Origin of the sequence: Flavobacterium cellulosilyticum (assembly GCF_004349355.1) — a bacterium.
GTDB classification, from domain to species: Bacteria; Bacteroidota; Bacteroidia; order Flavobacteriales; family Flavobacteriaceae; genus Flavobacterium; species Flavobacterium cellulosilyticum.
In genome coordinates this window covers 1-22,461 of sequence record NZ_SMFK01000021.1, presented here as the reverse complement: position 1 = coordinate 22,461, position 22,461 = coordinate 1, and the positions used below count along the sequence as shown (strand labels likewise).

General features: G+C 31.1%; 14 protein-coding genes and 1 pseudogene. 3 read left to right on the top strand and 12 right to left on the bottom strand.

The annotated features are described in order from the left end of the window. Positions 1 to 28: 28 nt before the first annotated feature. Positions 29 to 3,256: a SusC/RagA family TonB-linked outer membrane protein gene (locus tag E0F76_RS18110; protein ID WP_220398948.1), complete on the bottom strand. Its 3,228-nt coding sequence runs from the start codon at positions 3,254 to 3,256 to the stop codon at positions 29 to 31. 835 nt (positions 3,257 to 4,091) lie between these two features. Here E0F76_RS18110 and E0F76_RS18105 point away from each other — a divergent pair. Further along, positions 4,092 to 4,389, top strand: a pseudogene (locus E0F76_RS18105) (PLP-dependent transferase); the annotation flags it as partial. Positions 4,390 to 4,475: 86 nt separating this feature from the next. On the opposite strand, the gene E0F76_RS18100 reads toward E0F76_RS18105, so the two are convergent. From E0F76_RS18100 to E0F76_RS18075, 6 genes are all read right to left on the bottom strand, one after another. Next, positions 4,476 to 5,294 (bottom strand): M48 family metallopeptidase, encoded by an 819-nt coding sequence (locus E0F76_RS18100; RefSeq protein ID WP_132009595.1) that lies wholly within the window; start codon positions 5,292 to 5,294, stop codon positions 4,476 to 4,478. Positions 5,295 to 5,383: 89 nt separating this feature from the next. Next, the gene (locus E0F76_RS18095; RefSeq protein WP_132009592.1) at positions 5,384 to 7,783 is read right to left on the bottom strand and encodes a glycoside hydrolase family 31 protein; all 2,400 of its coding nucleotides are present in this window, start codon (positions 7,781 to 7,783) and stop codon (positions 5,384 to 5,386) included. Between the two features lie 198 nt (positions 7,784 to 7,981). Further along, entirely contained in the window at positions 7,982 to 9,889 is a 1,908-nt protein-coding gene (gene glgB / locus E0F76_RS18090) for a 1,4-alpha-glucan branching protein GlgB (RefSeq protein ID WP_132009589.1), read from the bottom strand. Positions 9,890 to 9,975: 86 nt separating this feature from the next. After that, on the bottom strand, positions 9,976 to 11,910 hold the full coding sequence (locus E0F76_RS18085) for an alpha-1,4-glucan--maltose-1-phosphate maltosyltransferase (protein WP_132009586.1): 1,935 nt from the start codon (positions 11,908 to 11,910) through the stop codon (positions 9,976 to 9,978). Positions 11,911 to 11,956: 46 nt separating this feature from the next. After that, positions 11,957 to 13,237 (bottom strand): glucose-1-phosphate adenylyltransferase, encoded by a 1,281-nt coding sequence (locus tag E0F76_RS18080; protein ID WP_132009583.1) that lies wholly within the window; start codon positions 13,235 to 13,237, stop codon positions 11,957 to 11,959. Between the two features lie 2 nt (positions 13,238 to 13,239). Beyond that, complete coding sequence (locus E0F76_RS18075) at positions 13,240 to 14,655, bottom strand: glycogen synthase (RefSeq protein WP_132009580.1); 1,416 nt, start codon at positions 14,653 to 14,655, stop codon at positions 13,240 to 13,242. Positions 14,656 to 14,835: 180 nt separating this feature from the next. Between E0F76_RS18075 and E0F76_RS18070 the strand changes: the two genes are divergently transcribed. After that, the gene (locus E0F76_RS18070; protein WP_132009577.1) at positions 14,836 to 15,705 is read left to right on the top strand and encodes an alpha/beta fold hydrolase; all 870 of its coding nucleotides are present in this window, start codon (positions 14,836 to 14,838) and stop codon (positions 15,703 to 15,705) included. Positions 15,706 to 15,842: 137 nt separating this feature from the next. Here the strand turns inward: E0F76_RS18070 and E0F76_RS18065 are convergent, their stop codons facing one another. The 5 genes from E0F76_RS18065 to E0F76_RS18045 form a co-directional block, all read right to left on the bottom strand. Then, complete coding sequence (locus E0F76_RS18065) at positions 15,843 to 16,343, bottom strand: CAP domain-containing protein (protein WP_132009574.1); 501 nt, start codon at positions 16,341 to 16,343, stop codon at positions 15,843 to 15,845. A 298-nt stretch (positions 16,344 to 16,641) separates the two neighbouring features. Continuing rightward, positions 16,642 to 17,322 carry a (d)CMP kinase gene (cmk, locus tag E0F76_RS18060; RefSeq protein ID WP_132009571.1) on the bottom strand — a complete coding sequence of 227 codons (681 nt, stop codon included), beginning with the start codon at positions 17,320 to 17,322 and terminating at the stop codon, positions 16,642 to 16,644. Between the two features lie 7 nt (positions 17,323 to 17,329). Then, positions 17,330 to 18,349: a type IX secretion system protein PorQ gene (gene porQ / locus E0F76_RS18055; protein ID WP_132009568.1), complete on the bottom strand. Its 1,020-nt coding sequence runs from the start codon at positions 18,347 to 18,349 to the stop codon at positions 17,330 to 17,332. Positions 18,350 to 18,511: 162 nt separating this feature from the next. Next, entirely contained in the window at positions 18,512 to 20,962 is a 2,451-nt protein-coding gene (lon, locus tag E0F76_RS18050) for an endopeptidase La (protein WP_132009565.1), read from the bottom strand. Positions 20,963 to 21,145: 183 nt separating this feature from the next. Continuing rightward, positions 21,146 to 22,111 (bottom strand): DUF6252 family protein, encoded by a 966-nt coding sequence (locus tag E0F76_RS18045; RefSeq protein WP_132009562.1) that lies wholly within the window; start codon positions 22,109 to 22,111, stop codon positions 21,146 to 21,148. A 112-nt stretch (positions 22,112 to 22,223) separates the two neighbouring features. Between E0F76_RS18045 and E0F76_RS18040 the strand changes: the two genes are divergently transcribed. After that, a partial coding sequence (locus E0F76_RS18040; protein WP_132009553.1) for a transposase occupies positions 22,224 to 22,461 on the top strand: 238 nt, incomplete at its 3' end.

The window sequence follows — 22,461 nt, the reverse complement described above, 5'->3', positions numbered from 1 at the left end:
TATATTTTTTAATTGAATCGCTTTTAGATTAAAAAGTAGCATTTACTCCAAAGGTAAAAGTTCTGCTTCTTGGATAAGAGGAGTAATCTAAACCAGGAGTTAAAGCTGAAAAAGCATCATTTCTCCTATTTGAATTTACATCTGGATCATAACCGGAATATTTCGTCCATAAAGCCAAATTAGATCCTGTAACATAAAAACGTAAATTGGAAAGGATTGATTTTTTGAAATCTTTCAATGGAAGTGTATAACCAATGGTTACATTATTTAATCTTAAGTAAGAACCATCTTCAACTGCCCAATCAGAAATAACGGGTCTCGCAGCTCCAAAAGAATTGCTTCCACTCCATATTGTCTTCCCTTGATTCATTTCTCCTAATTGTACTAAATCAGTAACAATACCTCCTGCTACTCCAGTATAACTACCATTTGTATCAATATAGGTAAATCTGTTGGAGGAATTCATAGTATTCAACATATTTCCGTAGGTAGTACGATACAACTGATTGTAATCAATTTTTCCCGTATTGTAGATATCATTACCATAGGACCAGTTAAAAAATGCGGTTAAATCAAATCCTTTATATGTCCCGTTTAATCCAAACCCTCCTTGTGCTTTTGGCAATGCATTTCCAATTACTTTACGGTCATCGCTATTTATCTCACCATCTTCATTTACATCTTTCAATTTCATATATCCTGGCTTAACAGTTGTTCCAAGAGTACCCGAATCATCAGGAACACCATCTTTCAAAACATAATTTCTTGTAACATCATTATAGCTTTCAAAATCATCTACAGAATACATACCGTCATTTACATAACCATAAATTAACCCAATTGATTCACCTACTTTTAAATAATAATCTTCCCCATCTTTCAAATCGGTGCTCGCCCAACTAGACTGAAAAAAACGATCATTAGTTCCATCAAGTGCATCGATTCTGGTGTCATTCATTCCGAAATTCATTGTTAATCCTAAGCTATAATCAGCTTTATTAATCAAGTTGGCATTAAACGCCAATTCTATCCCTTTGTTAGAAGTGGCACCAATATTATTATACTGAGAATTAAATCCTGATATCGGAGACACAGCTGCTTGCAATAATAAGTCTCTAGTGGTATTTCTATAAACATCTAAACTACCATTGATAACCGAATTAAATAATCTAAAATCCAACCCTAAATTCCGAGTTGTTGTAGTCTCCCAAATCAAATCAGGATTATACAAAACACTACCGGAAACGTTATAATAAGAATCGTTAGTATTGTCACCAAAGCCTGGTCCTTTATTTGTATTTGCAACATATATTAATTTAGTTGAATTCGAAGGAATTCTGTCATTACCTACATCTCCAAATCCAAATCTTAATTTCAACTCATTGAAAATTTTAGAATCTCTTAAAAACGGTTCGCTTGTGATTTTCCAACCCACAGAAAAAGCAGGAAAGATTCCGATATTATTAGCCCCTAAAAACTTACTAGAAGCATCACGACGAACAGTCGCGGTTAATAAATATTTATCATTGTACGAATAATTGGCTCTTGCAAATACCGAATACCAATTTTCATCTGTACTTTCAGAAGTTGAATGCTCCACGGTTGTACCTAAAACCATGTTAGCAAACAATTCTTCAGGTGTAATAGTCTCTCTAAAATCTTCTGATCTAACTGATTCCGATTTTCCACCTTGAGACCTAACCTCATGACCTAACAATATACCTAATTGATGTTTTCCCGTATTTTTAAGATCATAATTCATCGTATTAGAGAGTCTGTAAGAAGACCCTTCTGAATTACCCTTGAGACCTAAAGGCAAACCATTACCAGCTTGGATAGACTCACTTGTCAAAGGCCCATAAAATCGAAGATTTTCATTGTAATCCGTACCAGATGATAGTGTAGATTTAAATGTTAAATTATCTAAGATATCCCAAGTTATACCAGCATTTAAAACATAACTTTTATAGGTTCTCTTTCTCCAATCTTGCTCTGTTAATTTCTTGGGATCTACTAAAGTTAATAAAAAGGCTTCATATTGATCATCATCAAGTAAATTAGTATCGTCAAATGTTAATTCATCAGCAATACCATTAGTTGGTCTTGCAGTAAGAATGTTTTTAATTCTTATTGAAGATCCTCCAGAAGAACCAGCTCCATCTACTACTCTATTTGAAATTCTAGCAGACAAATCAACTTTTAATTTCTTTGAAATGTCGTGATTAAATTTAAAGTTGATTATATTTCTCTTTTGTCCAGAACCTATCATCAAGCCTTCGTCTTTATTGGAAGAATAACTAAAATTAAATTTTGTTGACTCACTACCTCCCGAAACACTTAAGTTCCTGTAATACGAAACAACAGACTTTCCTAGCACTTCCTTTTGCCAGTCAGATGGTTTTTTAGATTTATACAACTCTAAATCATCGTATTTTCCAAAAAACTTTTCAAATCTATCTACGTCTGTTTGAGAAGAAAGCCTTGCTTTTTCATATTGCATTGTCACAAATTCATAAGGAGACAAAACTTCATATTGTCTATCCTTAGGCAAAATTCCTATTTGCATGTATTGATTAAAGTTAACGGTAGTTTTGCCTCCTCTAGGTCTTTTTGTAGTAACTACCACTACACCATTTGCACCTTGCGCTCCATATATTGCAGTCGTTGCAGCATCTTTTAACACATCTATACTTTGAATATCCCCTGGTGGTATGTCATTTAAGTTACTCACAATAAATCCATCCACTACATATAAAGGAGAATTGTCTTGGGTAATTGAGCCACCACCCCTTACACGAATTACTATATCAGATCCCGGAGCACCATCAACAGATTGCACTGTTACCCCTGCAAGTCTACCCGCCATTGCTTCCGCAACATTGGTAACCGGAATTTTAGCTAAATCTTTTGCAGTAATTGAAGCAACAGCTCCTGTTAAATTTTCTTTTTTAATGGTTCCATAACCATAAGAAACTATGGTAACTTCGTCAAGAGTCTCTGAATTTGGTTTTAGAGATACATTAACAATTGCTCTCTCACCAACAGTAACAGATTGAGAATCAAATCCAATATAGCTGATTACTAAAACTGGCTTATTCGTTGATATTTTAACCCTATATCTCCCATCCATGTCAGTAATTGAAAAATTCTTTGTTCCCTTTTCAACTATATTAACTCCTGGTAGCGGAAAACCCGTATCGTCTTTAACTATTCCACTTACGGTTATTCCACTTTGGGCAAAAGTTTTGTTACTCAAAAATAAACTGAGCAACATAAAAATAAAAAAAAAACTTTTAATAGTTTTTTCAAATAAACATTTTAAAATCATAATTTGGTTTTTTAAAAAATAGTAACTGGTTAATATTAATCTTTGATTCCTATTAAGGGATAGTTTTATACACTGTTTGAAATGTATATTTTTAATAAATAATTTAATTTTTTAATTATGTATCATAAAAAATCCTGTAACTAAATAAAACCCTCAAAACATATACTATTGCATCGTTTTATTTAGAATTTAATTCCAACAAAAAACAGGTAATCGATTACATTAAAATATGTAATTCATGATAAATAGTAAAAACAATAAAACGTCCTGTTTATATTTAATTAATTTAGATAATTATTTGAATAACAAATAATTAAGAGGTTTTAATAATACGACAATAAATCGTATCAACTACGTAGTAATAAATATGTTAATGTAATGACTTGTTTATTAAAAAAATTAACTGTCTTACATAAAAAATTTATTTATCTTTCTATTATCTAGTATGAAATATACAGACCATAAAATTTTCAATACACTACAAAAGTTAAAAAAGGAAAAAAAATAATATTGAATTTTTCTTTAAAAGCTCAGTGATAAACTTTACTTACTAGTATCATAAGTTAAATTAAGCTTCTTATTCTTAACTTTATACACCACTAATGTAGCATGTCCGCTAATTGCTGGTATTTTGGAATAGTACAACTTTAATTCATAATAACCGTTCCATTTTGCAATATATACATATTTTGTGTATAAAAAAAACTTAAAGGGTGATTATTGAAAATATAACATTAAAAATTATTATTTATTTTAGGCCATAATGATCAATCCAAAGTACAGATTTGGTGGTATGATGACAATTGACATTGGAAAAAGCCAATGAACTAATGGAATTAATGCAAAGTAGAAAACTAGGATATTTGGCAGTAAGTTTAGGATTTTATAAAACTCTTTTTAGTGCACCAGGTACTTCAACATCTAGTGAAATTCCATTAGATGAACAAAAAGCAATGGGTCTTTCTGATGGATTAATTCGCTTTTCTATTGGGTTAGACAATAATATAGAGAGAACCTATCAAATAATGAAAGAATGTATGATCGAACTTGGAGTTTTGTAAATTTTTAAACATAATTAAATAAAAAAATCCGACTCATTTAATAAAAACGAGTCAGATTTTAGTGTTTATTTACAATAAACAGTTAATTATTTAAAAACAACCCCAAATTTCAATGCTTCAGCTTTAGCATCTGGAATTAATCTTTTCAAATTAGCTATTCTAGTAGCATCGGCTGGGTGCGTACTTAGAAATTCAGGTGGTTTATTCCCGTCAGAATTGGCTGACATTCTTTCCCAAAAAGTTATTGCTTGGTCAGGATTATAACCTGCAATTGCCATTAAAATTAAACCAATTTTATCCGCTTCACTTTCGTGGCTTCTACTAAACGGAAGCATAACTCCAACTTGAGATCCAAGACCATAATATTGTTGCCACATTTGTTGATTTTCTGCACTTTGACTTCCTGTTGCTACCGCTACCCCAACTGCACCAATTTGTTGCAATTGCGACGCACTCATTCTTTGTGCACCGTGATTTGCCAAAGCATGTGACACTTCATGTCCCATAACTGTAGCCAATCCAGCTTCATCTTTAGTAATTGGCAAAATACCTGAATAAACAACAATTTTACCGCCAGGCATACACCAAGCATTTACTTCTTTACTGTCTATCAAATTATATTCCCACTGATAACCTTTCAAATAACCAGCTTGACCATTCGCAGTAAGCCAACGTTCAGCAGCATTTTTAATTTTCATACCAACTGCTTCTACCTTTCTTGCATCAATAGTACCAGAAATAACCTTGTTTTCCTTTATAAATGTACCATACTGTTGGAATGAAGAAGGGAATAATTCAGCATTAGATACAAAATTCAAACTTTTTTTTCCTGTAAATGGGTTTGTAGCACACGAAAAAAACAATCCTAGTGTAAAAATCCCAATTAATAACTTGTGCTTTTTCATATATATAATCTTTTAATTTCAATAAAATTACAACTTTTAAATAGCTTAAATTTATAAAATTAAATCAAAAAGTATCATAATTTTTATATCTAGATACCTACAATATTTAATTCTGTAAATTCTTTATCAATTATTAGATAATTTTTTGAATCAAAAATCCTTTTGTCATAAGTAATTTTCTCGTTATCAATTCTAATTTCTTTTACTTTAAATGGCAATCCGATTAAATTTATTTTAAATTTAGTATAGTTAGTATCATATTTACCTTCTTTATACAATTGAATATAAAATTCATTTCCTTTACCTATAGTTGTGAACGATAATAAACTAAACCTTCCTTTTTTGTAATCATATCCGTCTTGTGCATCTTCATATACAACGGATTTTTCCTTACTTTCTTTATAGTATACGTCCAATTCTAATTCATCAAATTCTAATTCTCCTACATATTGTTGAACTGGATACTTTGGTATTATCGCTCCTGCTTTTATAAACATTGGAATTTGGTCGAATTTTGTATCTACCCATAATTCTTTTCCTCCTGTAATTAATTCACTAGTCCAGTAATTGTACCATTGTCCCCGAGGCATGTACATTCTTCTACCCAATGAATTAGGTTCAAGAATAGGGCAAACTAATATTTGATTACCAAAAATAAACTCATCGTTTCTATAATGTGTTTGAATATCTTCTTGATCAAAATAAACCAATGGCTTTAACATAGGAATTCCTTCCTCAATATATTGCCAAAACATGGTATATAAATAAGGTAACAATTGATACCGCAGGTTTACAAATTTTCGAGTGATATCAATTACTTCTTCATCAAAAGCCCATGGTTCTTGATTTCCATGATCTCCCGACGAATGGGTTCTACAAAATGGATGAAATACCCCCAATTGAATCCAGCGAGCGTATAATTCTCCAGAAGGTTGTTCTGCAAAACCACCAATATCGGAACCTGTGAATCCCATACCAGAGATACACATTCTTTGAACCTGGATATTCGCAATCCATAAATGTTCCCAGGAAGCTACATTGTCGCCTGTCCAAGAAGAAGTATAACGTTGTGCACCAGCATAAGCAGATCTTGTTATTACAAAAGGTCTTTTTGGATAAGCAAAACGTTTTACACCATGGTAAGTCGCTCTAGCCATTTGCATACCATATATATTATGAGCCTTTCTATGACTGCATGGATTCCCATCATAATCATGACGTACATCCATTGGAAATGTTTTATTAGGAACTTCCATTACTGCAGGTTCATTCATATCATTCCATACTCCTTTTACACCGATTTCAGACACTAATTCTTTGAATAATCCAGCCCACCATTCTCTAACTTCTGGATTAGTATAATCAGGAAAGTTACATTCTCCAGGCCAAACCTTGCCTTTCATATAAGGTCCATCGGCTCTTTTACAGAAATAATCTTTTTCTAATGCCTCTTTATATACAGAATATTCTTTGTCAATTTTAATTCCAGGGTCAATAATTACTATGGTTTTAAATCCGTCAGCAGCTAATTCCGCAACCATTCTTTTTGGATCTGGAAAATATTCTTTGTTCCAAGTAAAACAACGAAATCCTTCCATGTAATCAATATCTAAATAGATGGCATCACAAGGAATTTTCAAGTCTCTAAATTTTGCTGTAATTTCTTTTACATTACTTTCTGGAAAATAACTCCATTTACACTGATGATATCCAAGGGCCCAAAGAGGTGGTAATTCTGGTTTTCCTGTTAAATCTGTATAAGTAGTAACTACATCTTGCATTTGTGGACCATAAATGAAGTAATAATTCATTTCTCCTCCTTCAGCCCAAAAACTTGTTACATTTCTACGTTCTTGGCAAAAATCAAAATAAGTTCTAAAAGTATTATCAAAGAAAATACCGTAAGATTGTTTTTTTTGTAATCCTATATAAAAAGGAACAACTTTATATAATGGCTCTTGATCTTTGCTAAAAGCATATTGATCGGTGGCAAAATTTTCTACTCTTTTTCCTTTCAAATTCAATTGTGTCGCTTTATCACCTAGTCCATAAAAACATTCACCGTCCTTTGAAGTTTTACTCATTTTAACAATGTTTCCACCGTGTTCATAACATTCCTCCCAATGAAAACCTAATTCATCTTCTAATATCACTTTGTCATTCAAATCAAAAATTGAAACTCTCATATCAATTTTTTGAATTCTGCATTTTACTTTACTGGTTTTTACTTGGTAATAATCATTTTCTTCTGTTACTTCAAGAAAATTATATCCATGAGAATGACTTTTATCTATAGCGTAAGAAAAATCATTTGAAAAATATCCTTTTACAGTATATCGAAAACGAATCATACTGTCTCTTAATACTGTTAATTTTAAAATGACACTATTATCAGCATGAAAAAACACAGAATCAACATCTTGTTCCATCAAAACAATTTTCGATGGATATAAATCCCCTTTGAATTCTAACTCTGTATTTGTAATCATATTATACTTATATTTTGACTTTTACTACTCTCTTTTAATTTTGGCTAAAATACAAAAATACTTTAAACCATAAAATAACAATAACGATTACCCCTAAAACGTCATGATATTCATAAATTTTATTAAAAAAAAACACCATTCTTTGAATTATTATTAATAAATTCATAGAATGATGTTTAAAAAAAAATAAAAATTTAATTATTTAAATTTATATACGGTAACACTTAATGGAGGTAATGTTAATTCAATCGAATATTCTCTACCATCATAAGGCGATGCTTCGACTTTTAATTTTGTAGTGTTTTCTACTCCACTACCACCATATATTTCAGCATCACTATTAAAAACAGCTATCAACTCCCCTTTTTTATATAATCCAATTCGATAATTTTCACGAGTAACTTGAGTGAAATTACAAATAACAATCAAATTATCTTCAGGACTGTGGCCTTTTCGAATGTAAGACATAACAGCATTTTGATGGTCAGAATAATTTATCCATTCGAAAGTTTCTGGACTAAATTGTTTTTCATGTAATGCAGGCTGTGTTTTATAGAGTGCATTCAAATCAGTAATTGTTTTTTTGATGCCTTCATGATAGTTATATTGCAATAAATGCCAATCTAGACTTCCATCAAAATTCCACTCGGAACTCTGACCAAATTCACTTCCCATAAACAATAATTTTGTTCCAGGATGAGTAAACATATAACCATAAAGCAGTCTTAAATTCGCGAATTTTTGCCATTCATCACCAGGCATTCTTCCTGCAATAGATTTTTTTCCATATACTACTTCATCATGAGAAAGTGGCAGCATAAAATTCTCAGAAAAAGTATAGGTCATAGAAAAAGTCAATTCATTTTGATGGTATTTTCTATACACTGTGTCTTTTTTGAAATATTCTAAGGTGTCATGCATCCAGCCCATCATCCATTTCATTCCAAATCCTAATCCACCAACAAAGGTCGGTCTTGATACCATAGGGAAAGAAGTACTTTCCTCAGCAATAGTCTGAACTCCTTCGAAATTAGAATATACAGCTTCATTAAAATCTTTTAAAAAACTTATAGTATCTAGATTTTCTCTGCCACCATATATATTTGGCTCCCATTCACCATCTTCTCTAGAATAATCTAAATATAACATAGACGCTACAGCATCTACTCTAAGCCCATCAACATGGTAGTTTTGCAACCAAAAAATGGCATTACTTATCAAAAAGGAACGTACTTCGTTACGTCCATAGTTGAAAACTAAACTTTTCCAATCAGGATGATACCCTTTTCTACGATCTGGATGTTCAAAAAGATTAGAACCATCAAAAAATCCTAGACCATGCGCATCTTCAGGAAAATGGGATGGAACCCAATCCAATATTACCCCAATTCCAGCTTGATGTAATTTATCGACTAAAACCATAAAATCCTGTGGTTTTCCAAAACGAGAAGTTGGCGCAAAATAACCTACCAGCTGATACCCCCATGATGGGTCATACGGAAATTCCATTATGGGCATAAACTCAATATGGGTAAATCCAGTTTCTTTCACATAATTAACCAAATCTTCAGCAAATTCCAAATAGGTCAAAAAATTCCCTTCGGCATTACGTTTCCAAGAACCTAGATGTACTTCATAAACGGAATAGGGTTTGTCTAAACCATTATGGTCTTTACGCGTATCCATCCATTTTTTATCTTTCCACTTATAATCTAAGTCCCAAACAACAGAAGCGGTATGAGGCGGATGTTCACAATATAAAGCAAATGGATCCGATTTTTCAGTAATCAAACCTTCATTGTTAGATTGAATCTTATATTTATATGTTGTTCCTTTATCAATTCCTGGGATAAATCCTTCCCAAATTCCTGATGAATCCCAACGTACATTTAATTGATGATCGCCTTGAATCCAATAATTAAAATCTCCAACAACAGAAACCGATCTAGCTGATGGTGCCCAAACAGCAAAGTAAACACCTTTTACACCATCTACTTCGATTAGATGTGCACCTAGTTTTTCATATAATCTGAAATGTTTTCCTGCCTTGAATAAATCGATATCGAAATCGGTTAAAAGTGAATAAGCTTGTACATTGTTGTTCATTTTTATTTTGTTTTGGGTTTGCATACATAAATAATGAAATGCAATATTTTTATTAATATTTTGAAATGTATTCTCGTAAAATCTATTTAAGAGTTAATTTTAAACAGATGAAAAGGAAGTTGAGCAGATAACTCTACAAAATTCCATTCATTCTCCCATACATAACTATTTCCGGTAATTAAATCAGTCAATTGAATTGGTAATTTTCCTAATAATTCTATTGGAAGTCGAACCATGCCCCTACTTGTATTTTGCGAATCAAGACTTGCAACCATTAAGGTTTCGTTATGTCTATCATCATTAAATTTGTAGTAGGCCATAACTTGATCATTATTAGTATCACAAAACTTAATATTATTAGTTTGTTGCAACGATTCTTGCTCTTTTCTAATTGTATTAATACGAGAAATTAAAGTCGTGATTACATTTCGTTTTTCCCAATCCCATTTAATAACTTCATATTTTTCTGAATCCAAATACTCTTCTTTTCCGGCTGCCAATGGAGTAGAAATCATATATTCGAAAACTGGCCCATAAATTCCAACACTTGAACTTAAGGTGGCTGCCAAGAAATATTTCTGTAAATGTACCGATTCATTTCCTCGTTGTAAAGCAAATGGGTTGATATCAGGTGTATTAGGCCAAAAATTAGGTCTGTAAAATTCTTTTTGCTCCGATTGTGTTAATTCTTCAACGTATGTAGTCAATTCTTTTTTAGAATTTCTCCAAGTAAAATAAGTATATGACTGGCTAAAACCTTGTTTTGCCAACTCATTCATGATTTTTGGACGAGTAAAAGCTTCAGCTAAAAACAACACATCTGGATGTTTTTTCTTGATTTCGCCAATTAACCAACCCCAAAAATAGAATGGTTTTGTATGTGGATTGTCCACTCTATAAATTTTGATATCACATTCTTCGATCCAGAATAAGGCTACATCAAGTAATTCTTTCCATAAGTTCTTCCAATCACCACTTTCATAATGAATTGGCAAAATGTCTTGGTATTTTTTTGGTGGATTTTCAGCATATTGAACTGTTCCATCAGGACGCCATTTGAACCATTGTGGAAAATCTTTTACATAAGGATGATCAGGAGCAGCTTGCAAGGCATAATCCATTGCCACTTCAATTCCTAATTCCTTTGCTTTGGTAACGAGAGATTTAAAATCATCAATACTTCCTAATTGTGGATGTATCGATTTATGACCTCCATATTGCGAGCCAATGCCCCATGGCGAACCAACATCACCATGTTGAGCATTGGTAGCATTATTTTTACCTTTTCTATTAACTTCTCCAATTGGATGAATGGGTGGAAAATATAAAGTATCAAAACCCATCGAAGCAACTCTTGGCAACAATCGTTCACAATCGTTAAAGGTTCCGTGTTTTCCTTCTTCATTTGAAGCCGATCGAGGAAAAAATTCGTACCATGTGCTAAATAATGCTTTTTTTCTATCTACATAAACCTTTAATTCTGATGATCTATTTTCGAGAAAACGAATTGGATATTTTTTAAAAATCTGATGCAATTCAGATGACATTGCTATATGAATAGCTTGATCATAATCGGACTGATTAGCAAAAAAATAAGCAGCTTTATCAAGTAACTCTTTCTCTGAATGATTGGCAAATTCCAGCACTGCATTAACAAACTCGATACCTTCTAATAATTCTGAATTCACATGTTGATTATCCTGAATTTTTCTTTCAATTCCATGCTGCCAATTCAAAGCATAATCAACCCATCCTTCTACAAAATAGCTGTAATAACCTTGTTTTTCGACTACGAATTCTGCAATCCATTCATCGTTTCCACTTGTTTTTAATCTAGCTTCTTGCCAGTAATCATCTGATTCGTTTTTGTATTTTACACAACAAGATATTACATCATGACCGTCAGAAAATACATCTGCCGTTACAATTACACCTTGTCCAACAACTCTTTTAATACAATTTACACCTCCATCAATTTGAGGTTTAATATTTTCAATAACAATTCGGGTTTGATTCTGCATTTTTCAATATTAAAATTCAATAAATATAAATAAAAACTTTTTGTAATTACTTGATAATATAGCCATCTGGTAAAACCGATCCTTTTTTGACAACTACAATTCCTTCTTTAATGGTATACAAATGATTTGAAATATTTTCTAAATGTTTTCCTCCACTTATAAATACATCGTTTCCAATTCTACAATTTTTATCTATAATTGCATTGTTTATAAAACATCTTTCTCCAATTCCTACTAACTGTTTGTTATTTTTAATATCTTCATTCATATCATCAATATTTTGATAAAAATCATTACCCATAACATAACTATTTTGAATAATTGTTTCATCACCAATTCTAGAACGATTCCCAATAACAGAACGTACAATTTCTTTTGCATTTACAATACAACCATCTGAAACTAACGAACGATCAATATTGGTTTTTTTAAATTTTGTAGGAGGCAAAAGTCTTGGTCTTGTATAGATCTTATTTTCATTATCAAATAAGTTGAATTGAGGAACATCATCTGTCAATCCAATATTTGCTTCAAAAAAGGAATCTATATTACCTATATCAGTCCAATAACCTTCATATTGAAAACTAACAATTTTTTTATTTCCAACTGCTTGTGGAATAATTTCTTTTCCAAAATCTTTGGTTGAATTATCTGACATAACATCAACTAAAAATTGTTTATTGAAAATATAAATTCCCATTGATGCTAAATATTCTTTTCCATGGCTTTTCATCTCTTCGCTAACATCCGATTTCCAATCTGGCAAAAGTTCTTTTGCTGGTTTTTCAATAAATGATGCTATGGATCCATCTTCAGCTGTTTTCAAAATACCAAAATCTGTTGCATCTTTGGCATTAACTGGAAGAGTTGCAATAGAAATATCGGCTTGCTTTTCTATATGAGCCTCAATCATTTCATTCAAATCCATTTGATACAGTTGATCTCCAGAGAGTATCATGGCATAATCAAAATCATGGTTTAAAAAATGAGGCATACATTGTCTAACCGCATCAGCAGTTCCTTGAAACCAACCTGCATTATCAGGAGTTTGTTCTGCTGCAAGAATATCAACAAAAGCGTGACTAAAAATACTAAAATGGTAGGTGTTTTTAATGTGCGCATTTAAGGAGGCCGAATTGAATTGGGTTAAAACGAAAATCCTATAAATATCGGAATTCATACAGTTTGAGATTGGAATATCAACTAACCTATACTTTCCAGCAATAGGCACAGCTGGTTTTGAACGTGACTCAGTTAAAGGAGACAATCTTGATCCTTGTCCACCACCTAGAATAATTGCGATAACATTTTTCCTTTTCGTTTTCATTTTTATTTATGTATTAAATTGTACATTTCTATATATTCTTGGCAAACATTTTCCCAAGAATGATCTATTTTCATTCCTGATTTTCTAATTTTATTAAAGCTTTTTTTGTCCTGAAATAATTTCACTGCTCTTTGAATTGAATAACAAATATCAGCAATCGAAGCTTGATCGTGGCATATTCCATTTCCATCATCTCCAAAATCAATTACCGTATCTTTTAAACCACCAGTTCTTCTAACAATTGGAATTGTTCCATATCGTAATGAATACATTTGGTTCAAACCACAAGGTTCCACTCTTGATGGCATTAATAAAAAATCAGAACCTGCATAAATTAAATGAGCTAAATTTTCATTATAGCCTATAAACACATTATAATTCCCCTTAAAACCAGTCAATAAATGACTCAATTGATTTTCAATTTCAATGTTTCCAGAACCTAAAACTAATATATTTATTTCTTTATAATGTTCCGATAAAGCTAATGCAGCTGCATGTGGTAATAAATCGGCCCCTTTTTCTTCTAACAATCTTCCGATGAAACTAAAAAGTGGTTTTGTAGGATCTAAATCAAATTGACTACATAACTTTTCTTTATTTTCTTGTTTTCCATTTAGAATATCTTTAATCGAATAATTCCTTTCAATCAATTCATCTTCGGCTGGATTCCAAACTTCCATATCAATTCCGTTCAAAATCCCTGTGGACTTATGTCTAACAAGGTTAAATAACGATTCTAAACCGTAGGCAAAATTATTAATTTCATTCAGATAATTAGGCGAAACCGTTGTCACTGCTGAAGCGCATTTTATGGCGGTTGCCAATGAATTAATCTTGTTATTCCATTGTAAAACTGTTACTTTTGTTAATTCAAATTCAGGTAAATAATACAATTTATCAAATCCAAATTTCCCTTGATAAATTGAATTGTGAATTGTAATTACTGTTGGTACATTTCGCAATTTCTCATATTTATTGGCATATAACATCATAAAAGGAATCAAACCTGTATGATGATCATGACAATTTATAACATCAGGGATTTTTTCGCATGAATTAATCCAATCCAAAGTAGCAATTTGAAAAGATAAAAAGCGTTCGATATCATCTTCATATCCATAAACTTCTTTTCTATCAAATAATTCTGGAATTGATACCAAATACATTTCAAAATCTAATTTACCTGTTTTTTCTTTTAAAATAGTATAAGGAAATTTAAAGTTTCCTAATTTTAATAATCCATCATAAATGTTTTCAAAATTATTTTCTTGAATAAATTTCGTTTTATAACAAGGAATTATAACTTTTACAAACTGTCCTGCTTTTTTCTGATACTTGGGTAAAGCTCCAAGAACATCTCCCAAACCACCCACTTTTGCTGCCGGATAACATTCTGCAGCTATATGAATTATTTCCATTTTAGAGATTTTGTCGTTTTACAGTTCAGCATAATAAATTACCTTTAATTAGTAGCAATATTCATATAATTCAATATTAATAATAAATTCATAATAAATTTAGATTTTAAACTACTTTTATGTTTTTCTAAATTTAGTAAAAAATATAGATAATAGTGACTCAATTGAAAATTTATTTAAATGCCAAAAAAATCATCAAATCAATCTCAATCATTGAAAACTTCTAAAATAATCCTACTTTGTTTTAAGTTTTTCTCGTTAATTTCTCCAAAACTCACAACACATTTGGCTGCTAAATTATTTAGAATGCCCATAAAACATAATATTCCAAAAAGAGAAATTGAAATGGACTACAAAAGTGCTCAAAAATTAATTCAAATTCCTTCAATTAATAAGGAAGTAGTTATTTATGAATATGGAAATAGTAAGAAGAAAATTTTATTGACTCATGGTTGGTCCGGTCGAGGAACTCAACTATTCAAAATAGCAGATGAATTAATAAATGCAGGATATTCAACAATAAGTTTTGACGCACCTGCTCATGGAAAATCCCCAGGAAAAACAACTATACTATCTGAATTTGTAGAAACAATTCTTGAAATTGAAAAACAATTCGGCCCGTTTGAAGCGGCTATTGGTCATTCACTAGGCGGAATGTCATTATTGAATGCTGTAAAAAAAGGATTAATCTTAAAAAATTTGGTTATCATCGGTAGTGGAGATATTGTTCAGGATATTCTCGATAGTTTTGTAAAAAAACTGGGATTAAGCCCAAATGCAAGCACCCAATTACGTTTGCATTTTGAAAATAAATATGGGGAAGATATAAATAATTTTTCAGCTTATAAATCAGCAATGGAAGTAACAATTCCAGTTTTAGTCATTCACGATAAAAATGACAAAGAAGTTCCTATAACGGCCGCAATAAACATTCAAAAACATTTAATAAACGGAGAAATTTTTATTACAGAAGAATTAGGTCATCAAAAAATATTAGGAAATCCCATTGTAATTGAAAAAATTGTTCAGTTTATTCAAAATAAAAATTAAATACACTTAAGAAAGTATAACAAATATTCATAATGTCAAATTATGAAGATCTTCGAGTAAACTACAAACTATTGTACTGTAAATAAAAAAAGCCGCCAAAGTAGGCAGCTTTCAAAAACCAAAAAAAAAATCTTTATTTATATTTTTACAAAAATATTGGTGTAATATTTTTTACCATCTGGATCAACTCTTATTGCAATACCAAAATTTGTAAAATCTCCTTCAATATTTTCTTTATGATTTGGACTATTCAACCATGCATTTATAGCAGCTTGTGGTGAATTATAATTATAGGCTATATTTTCACTTACTCTTTTTGCACCTAAAACTTTCATAATATTTTCTGAACGGGCAACAAAATCATTATGATTTACAACATTATTTGCTATCATATAATGATCATGTTCCTCTGATTTATAAGAAATATGTTTAATTTCTTTCAAAGCAGTTAATCCAATACTTACTCTATAATTATTTATTAAAGTCATAGCTTCAATTTCTGAAGCATCATATGTATAATTCAATACTTCTTGACTATTAACTGAAGATGTGGCATTTTCAGAATTATCTGTAGTGCAAGAATTCATTGTGAGTATTATTGCAACTAGCAATAATGCACTAAGTAATTTTACTTTCATATAAAAATTGGATTAAGTTTAAAGTAGATTGTGGGGCAAACTTCTTTAGATTTATTTATATAAGAACTTATCTTTATTTTTCTGTAAATATAATCACATTTCCGTTTAAATATATAATATAACCGACTAAATACATAAATTATTTTATTTCTTATATTTTTTCCTACAATTATGATGTATTTATGAATGAGTTATAAAATATAATATAAAAAAAAAGACTTTATAAGATCCGAATATTTACAAAAAAAGCCTTACAAAATTGCAAGGCTCTAAATTTTATTAATTCAAATGCGGTATTCTATGACTTGATTAATTTCATGATTTTTAAAAATTGTTCTTGTTTTGTTATATTAGAATTATCGAATTCTATAGCGTCATTAGCTTTAACTAAAGGAGAATCTTCTCGATGTGTATCTATATAATCCCGTTCTTGAACATTTTTTAATACTGCTTCAAAGGTTACCGTGTCACCATTTCTGGTTAATTCCTTGAAACGTCTTTCGGCACGGGTTAATGGACTTGCGGTCATAAATATTTTTAAATCGGCATCAGGAAAAACAACAGTTCCAATATCTCTACCATCCATTACGATTCCTTTATTTTTTCCCATTTCTTGTTGTTGTTCTACTAATTTTGCACGAACTTGGGAAATTTCGGCAACTTTACTAACATAGGATGAAACTTCAAGTGTCCTAATTTCTTTCTCAATATTAACATCATTGAGATACATTTCTGCAAAGCCTAATTCAGGATTAAATTTAAATTCTAATTTAATAATTTTCAAACTATTTATAAGCAATTGAACCTCAAAAAAATCTTTAGCAATATATCCGCTTTTCATTGCAAAAAAAGTTACCGCACGATACATTGCCCCAGTGTCTACATATACATAGCCTAATTCTTTGGCTAATTCTTTGGCCAATGTGCTTTTCCCTGTTGAAGAAAACCCATCAATTGCGATAGTAATTTTTTTATCCAAAATAATATTATTGTAAGTTAATTGTTAATCCAAATAAACTAGTGTTCCCTGCTAAAGTATATTTCGAATAGGAATAATTAAATTTTAATTTATTCATTTTCAATCCAAAACCAACAGACAATCCTGAAAAATTTCTTTGTTCCAAAATTAGTAATTCTTGAGCTCTTCTAAAGTTATAACCTAGTCTTAGATTGAAAGCTTTTTTGGGAAAAAGTTCTACTCCAAAAATCACATGTCGAAAAGCATTTCCAAATATTGATACTTTCTGCTCATTTGAACTTCCATCGATTGAGTTTTTAGATTGATTTGGGTTTGAAAATGAAACATTCCATTGCTGCAAATTATCTAAAGTAAGATGCCATCGTATTGGAACATTTTCTAATTCTTGTGAAACACCTGCCATAATAGTTAGAGGTAATTTTTCATTGATGCCGGAATAAGTAGTAAATTGAGTTCCAATATTACGAATTACAAAAGCCCAATTGACATCATTTGCTTCATCAATAAAAATAGCTCCTAAATCAATTGCTCCACCTATGGAATTGTACGTTTCTAATGAAGAAGAAATTAATTTTCCATTTACTCCTAAAAATAAATTACTATTGGGAACATTATAGGAGTATCCTAACGAAAGTGCGATTTCACTACCCGTAAATTGATTTGTGTAGAGACCATTTTCATCATATCCTTCAAAATTTCCATAATTAACATAATTGACTCCTATATGAAAAGTTTGTAAATGACGGTCATATGTATACGCATAAGAAGCTGTTCCATAACTCACTCCTCCAAAATAACTTCCATAATTCAATGCTAAATGATTGTCCATATCTGGATTTATAGTTGCAGGATTAAACAGTGCTTGATTTACATCATCATCATAAATAGTAATCGTTTTTCCGCCTAAAGCGGCCTGCCTTGGTGATATTACTAAGTTTAAAAACTGATATACATACTTTCCTCCTATTTGACTATAGGTCAAAGAACTAATTGAAAATATAAAGAATAATATAAGTTTTTTTTGCATACTTGAAATTGCTGTCCGGTACTTTAAAACGCAAATGCGAAGATAAAATTATAATAGTATTAATTCTTGTTTTCCTTATGAAGTTTACGAGGAAACTCAAGATTAAATAAAAATTCCATTCCGAAAAATTCGGAATGGAATTTATTTATCATAAATACTTACTTATAATATTTTAGCATTTTTAACCTTTTGATCGGTGATTGCAATTTTTAAAACATCTCCCATCTCTTTTACATAGTGAAAAGTTAGTCCTTCAATGTATTTTGGTTTTATTTCGTCAATGTCGCTTTTATTTTCTTCACACAAAATAATTTCTTTAATATTAGCTCTTTTTGCTGCTAATATTTTTTCTTTTAATCCACCAACTGGCAATACTTTTCCACGTAAAGTAATCTCACCAGACATTGCAATTCCTTTCTTCACTTTCTTTTGTGTAAGAACAGAAACTAATGAAGTTAGCATAGCAATTCCTGCACTTGGTCCATCTTTTGGGGTTGCTCCTTCTGGAACATGTAAGTGAATATTATATTTAGATAACATTTCTGGATTTACTCCTAATTGTTCAGCGTTAGCTTTAATATATTCCATAGCTATCGTTGCCGATTCTTTCATTACATTCCCTAAATTTCCAGTAATAGTCATTGCCCCTTTTCCAGGTGAAATCAAGGATTCTATAAATAGAATATCTCCTCCTACACTTGTCCAAGCCAGACCAGTTACAACTCCTGCAATATCATTATTCTCATATTTATCACGTTCTAATCTCGGAACGCCAAGAACTTCAATAATATCTTCATTGGTTACTTTCTTATTGTATTCCTCCTCCATCGCAATAGATTTGGCAGCATTTCGAATAACTTGAGCGATTTTAGCTTCTAAACCACGAACACCCGATTCACGTGTATAACCTTCTACTATTTTTTCGAGTTGCTTAACGCCAATAGACAAATCCTTGGTTGTTAATCCATGTTCCTTTAATTGTCTCGGAAACAAGTGCTGGCGTGCAATTTCTACTTTTTCTTCGATTGTGTAACCCGACATTTTAATAACTTCCATTCTGTCTTTCAAAGCAGGTTGAATAGCATTAATATTGTTTGAAGTAGCTATAAACATCACCTTTGATAAATCATAACCCATTTCAAGGAAATTATCATAAAAGGAATTGTTTTGTTCTGGATCCAAAACTTCTAATAAAGCAGATGAAGGATCTCCCTGATGACTATTAGATAATTTATCGATTTCGTCCAATACAAAAACAGGATTTGATGTTCCGGCTTTCTTTAAGCTTTGAATAATTCGTCCGGGCATCGCACCAATATATGTTTTTCTATGACCACGGATTTCCGCTTCGTCACGCAAACCTCCAAGAGAAATTCTCACATATTCTCTTCCTAAAGCTTCGGCAACCGATTTCCCGATAGAGGTTTTACCCACACCTGGAGGTCCTGTCAAACAGATTATTGGTGATTTCATATCATTTCGCAATTTTAAAACTGCCAAATGCTCTATCATTCTTTTCTTTACATCTTCTAAACCAAAATGATCTCTGTCCAGAATTTTTTGTGCTCTTTTTAAATCAAAATTATCTTTAGAATATTCATTCCAAGGCAAATCTAAAAACAATTCTAAGTAATTTCTTTGAATTCCAAAATCAGGTGCTTGAGGATTCATTCGACGCATTTTTGACAATTCTTTTTCAAAATGGTTTTGCGTTTTTTCGTCCCATTTTTTTGTCTTGGCTTTCAAACTCATTTCGTCCATTTCTTCTTCTTGCGAAACGCCTCCCAATTCTTCTTGGATGGTTTTCATTTGTTGATGAAGAAAATATTCGCGTTGTTGTTGGTCTAGATCAAAACGTACTTTAGATTGAATATCATTTTTTAATTCCAATTTTTGAAACTCAACATTCATATAACGAAGCGTTTCTAATGCTCTTTGTTTTAAAGCATTTATAGACAATAAATTTTGTTTTTCTTCTACAGATAACTGCATATTAGAAGTTACAAAATTGATCAAAAACGATTGGCTCTCAATATTTTTGATAGCAAATGTTGCTTCACTTGGAATACTTGGACTTTCCTTAATGATTTGAATGGCTAATTCTTTGACAGAATCTATAATTGCATTAAATTCAGTATCATTTTTCTTTGGTCTTTTTTCTCCAATTTCTTTAATCGCTGCAGTAATATATGGTTCTTCAGTTATTACTTCTGTAATTTCGAAACGTTTTTTCCCTTGAAGAATTACAGTAACATTTCCATCAGGCATTTTTAAAACCCTCAAAATACGAGCAACTGTTCCTATTTTATGAATGTCTTTTTTCGTAGGATCTTCAATTTCTTCATTCTTTTGTGCAACAACACCTATTGTTTTTCCTGCAGCATAGGCATCATTAATCAACTTTATCGATTTGTCTCTTCCAGCAGTTATAGGAATAACTACTCCAGGAAACAGCACCATATTTCTCAAAGGAATAATTGATATGGATTCAGGCAAGGATTCGTTGTTCATTTCTTCTTCATCTTCAGGAGTCAATAAAGGGATTAATTCCGTTTCTGAATCGAATTCTTGAAGTGACAGATTGTCAAGTGTAAGTATTTTATGGTTTGACATAATTATATTTAAGTCTTTTTGTCATTAATATTATTCTTTGAATTACAAATATAAGGTTTCAGGTTACTATTTTTTAATAAATCAATCTAATACTACAAATATTCATTTAGTATGGAAAAGTGACAATCATTATGCCAAAAAAAATCCGCTTAAAGAAGCGGACTGGTATTTATTGTACTACTTTTAGTATGAAACACTAAAAGTTCCTTCCGTAATGTTGTGGGTTTCACTAACAATAAGTGATATTGCTGAAAACTTGAAAGTTCCTGCTACTTTTTTATTTATTTTATCATGACTTGTAATAGTAATCGAACCAGTATTTACACTAAATATACCACTTCCATCTATATTATTGTTTTTTATATACCCTGCTTTATAATTTCCTATAAAAGAATCTAAAGGATAAGTTCCTACTGCAATTGTATTCAGAAACGACAAACCAATTGTTTCAACCGTTCCTCTTCTGGCGATAATATTTATATTACCTGTAGAATTTAAAGCGTCAATATAAACTGGACTAAAAACTGATCCATCTAATTTTGCAGAAAAACTATTATTTGTTATTGGAACAGGAATATCTTTAGTAAAAGTAACATCTGTAAAGGAACCGTTTGACAGTATTTTTGTTTCAATACTTGTGCCTGTCAAATCTTTAAATTTCACTCCTGTAAATTGAAAATTTCCTGATATTTTGTTGTTTACAATATCTATTTTTGTAATGGTGATACTAGCTGTATCAGTATATCCTATATTATCTGAAGCTCCTCCTGAACCTTTGGAACTACTAATATATGGAGCTGCTCCGCTAGTAGGAATGTATACTAATCCAATAATACCTCCAGCACCATTAACGCTTTTCCAAGAGTATGTTCCAACTTTGTTAAAAGGAGCAGGTAATGTAATTTGAACCATTTCTCCACTTGGAGTTTTTAGCCCCGAAATTGATATATAATTATCATTAACTAATGCTTGTACTGATGCTGCAACAAAGGTTTTACCATCAATATCTACCTTAAAAATTCCTGCTGTGGTCCCTGAATTTGTATTTTTAAAATTTGAATCTACTGGTTCATTTGACCCACAAGAATTCAAAAAAAAGGGTGCAATTATAGTCAAGAATATATAAATATATACTAAGGAATTTTTCATGCTTTTTTGTAAATTTATTTAGTATTCAAATATAAATTATTAATACCAGAACTATGGACATGCTAACTTTACCCGCATAAAAAGTTAAGAATAAAAACCTTAATTTTAATTTATGAAAAAAACGCGAATAATTTATGACCGAGCTTTTAAAGAGAAAGCAGTCCAGTTGAGTTTTGAAAGAACAAATATTTCAGAACTGGCCAGAGAGTTAGGAGTTACTGCTCCACAGTTGTATAAATGGAGAAAAGAATATGAAGAGTTCGGACAAGGAAGTTTTCCAGGGAACGGCAATTTAAAGCAAACGCCAGAACAGGAACGCATTTCGGAACTTGAAAGAAAGCTCAAAGATG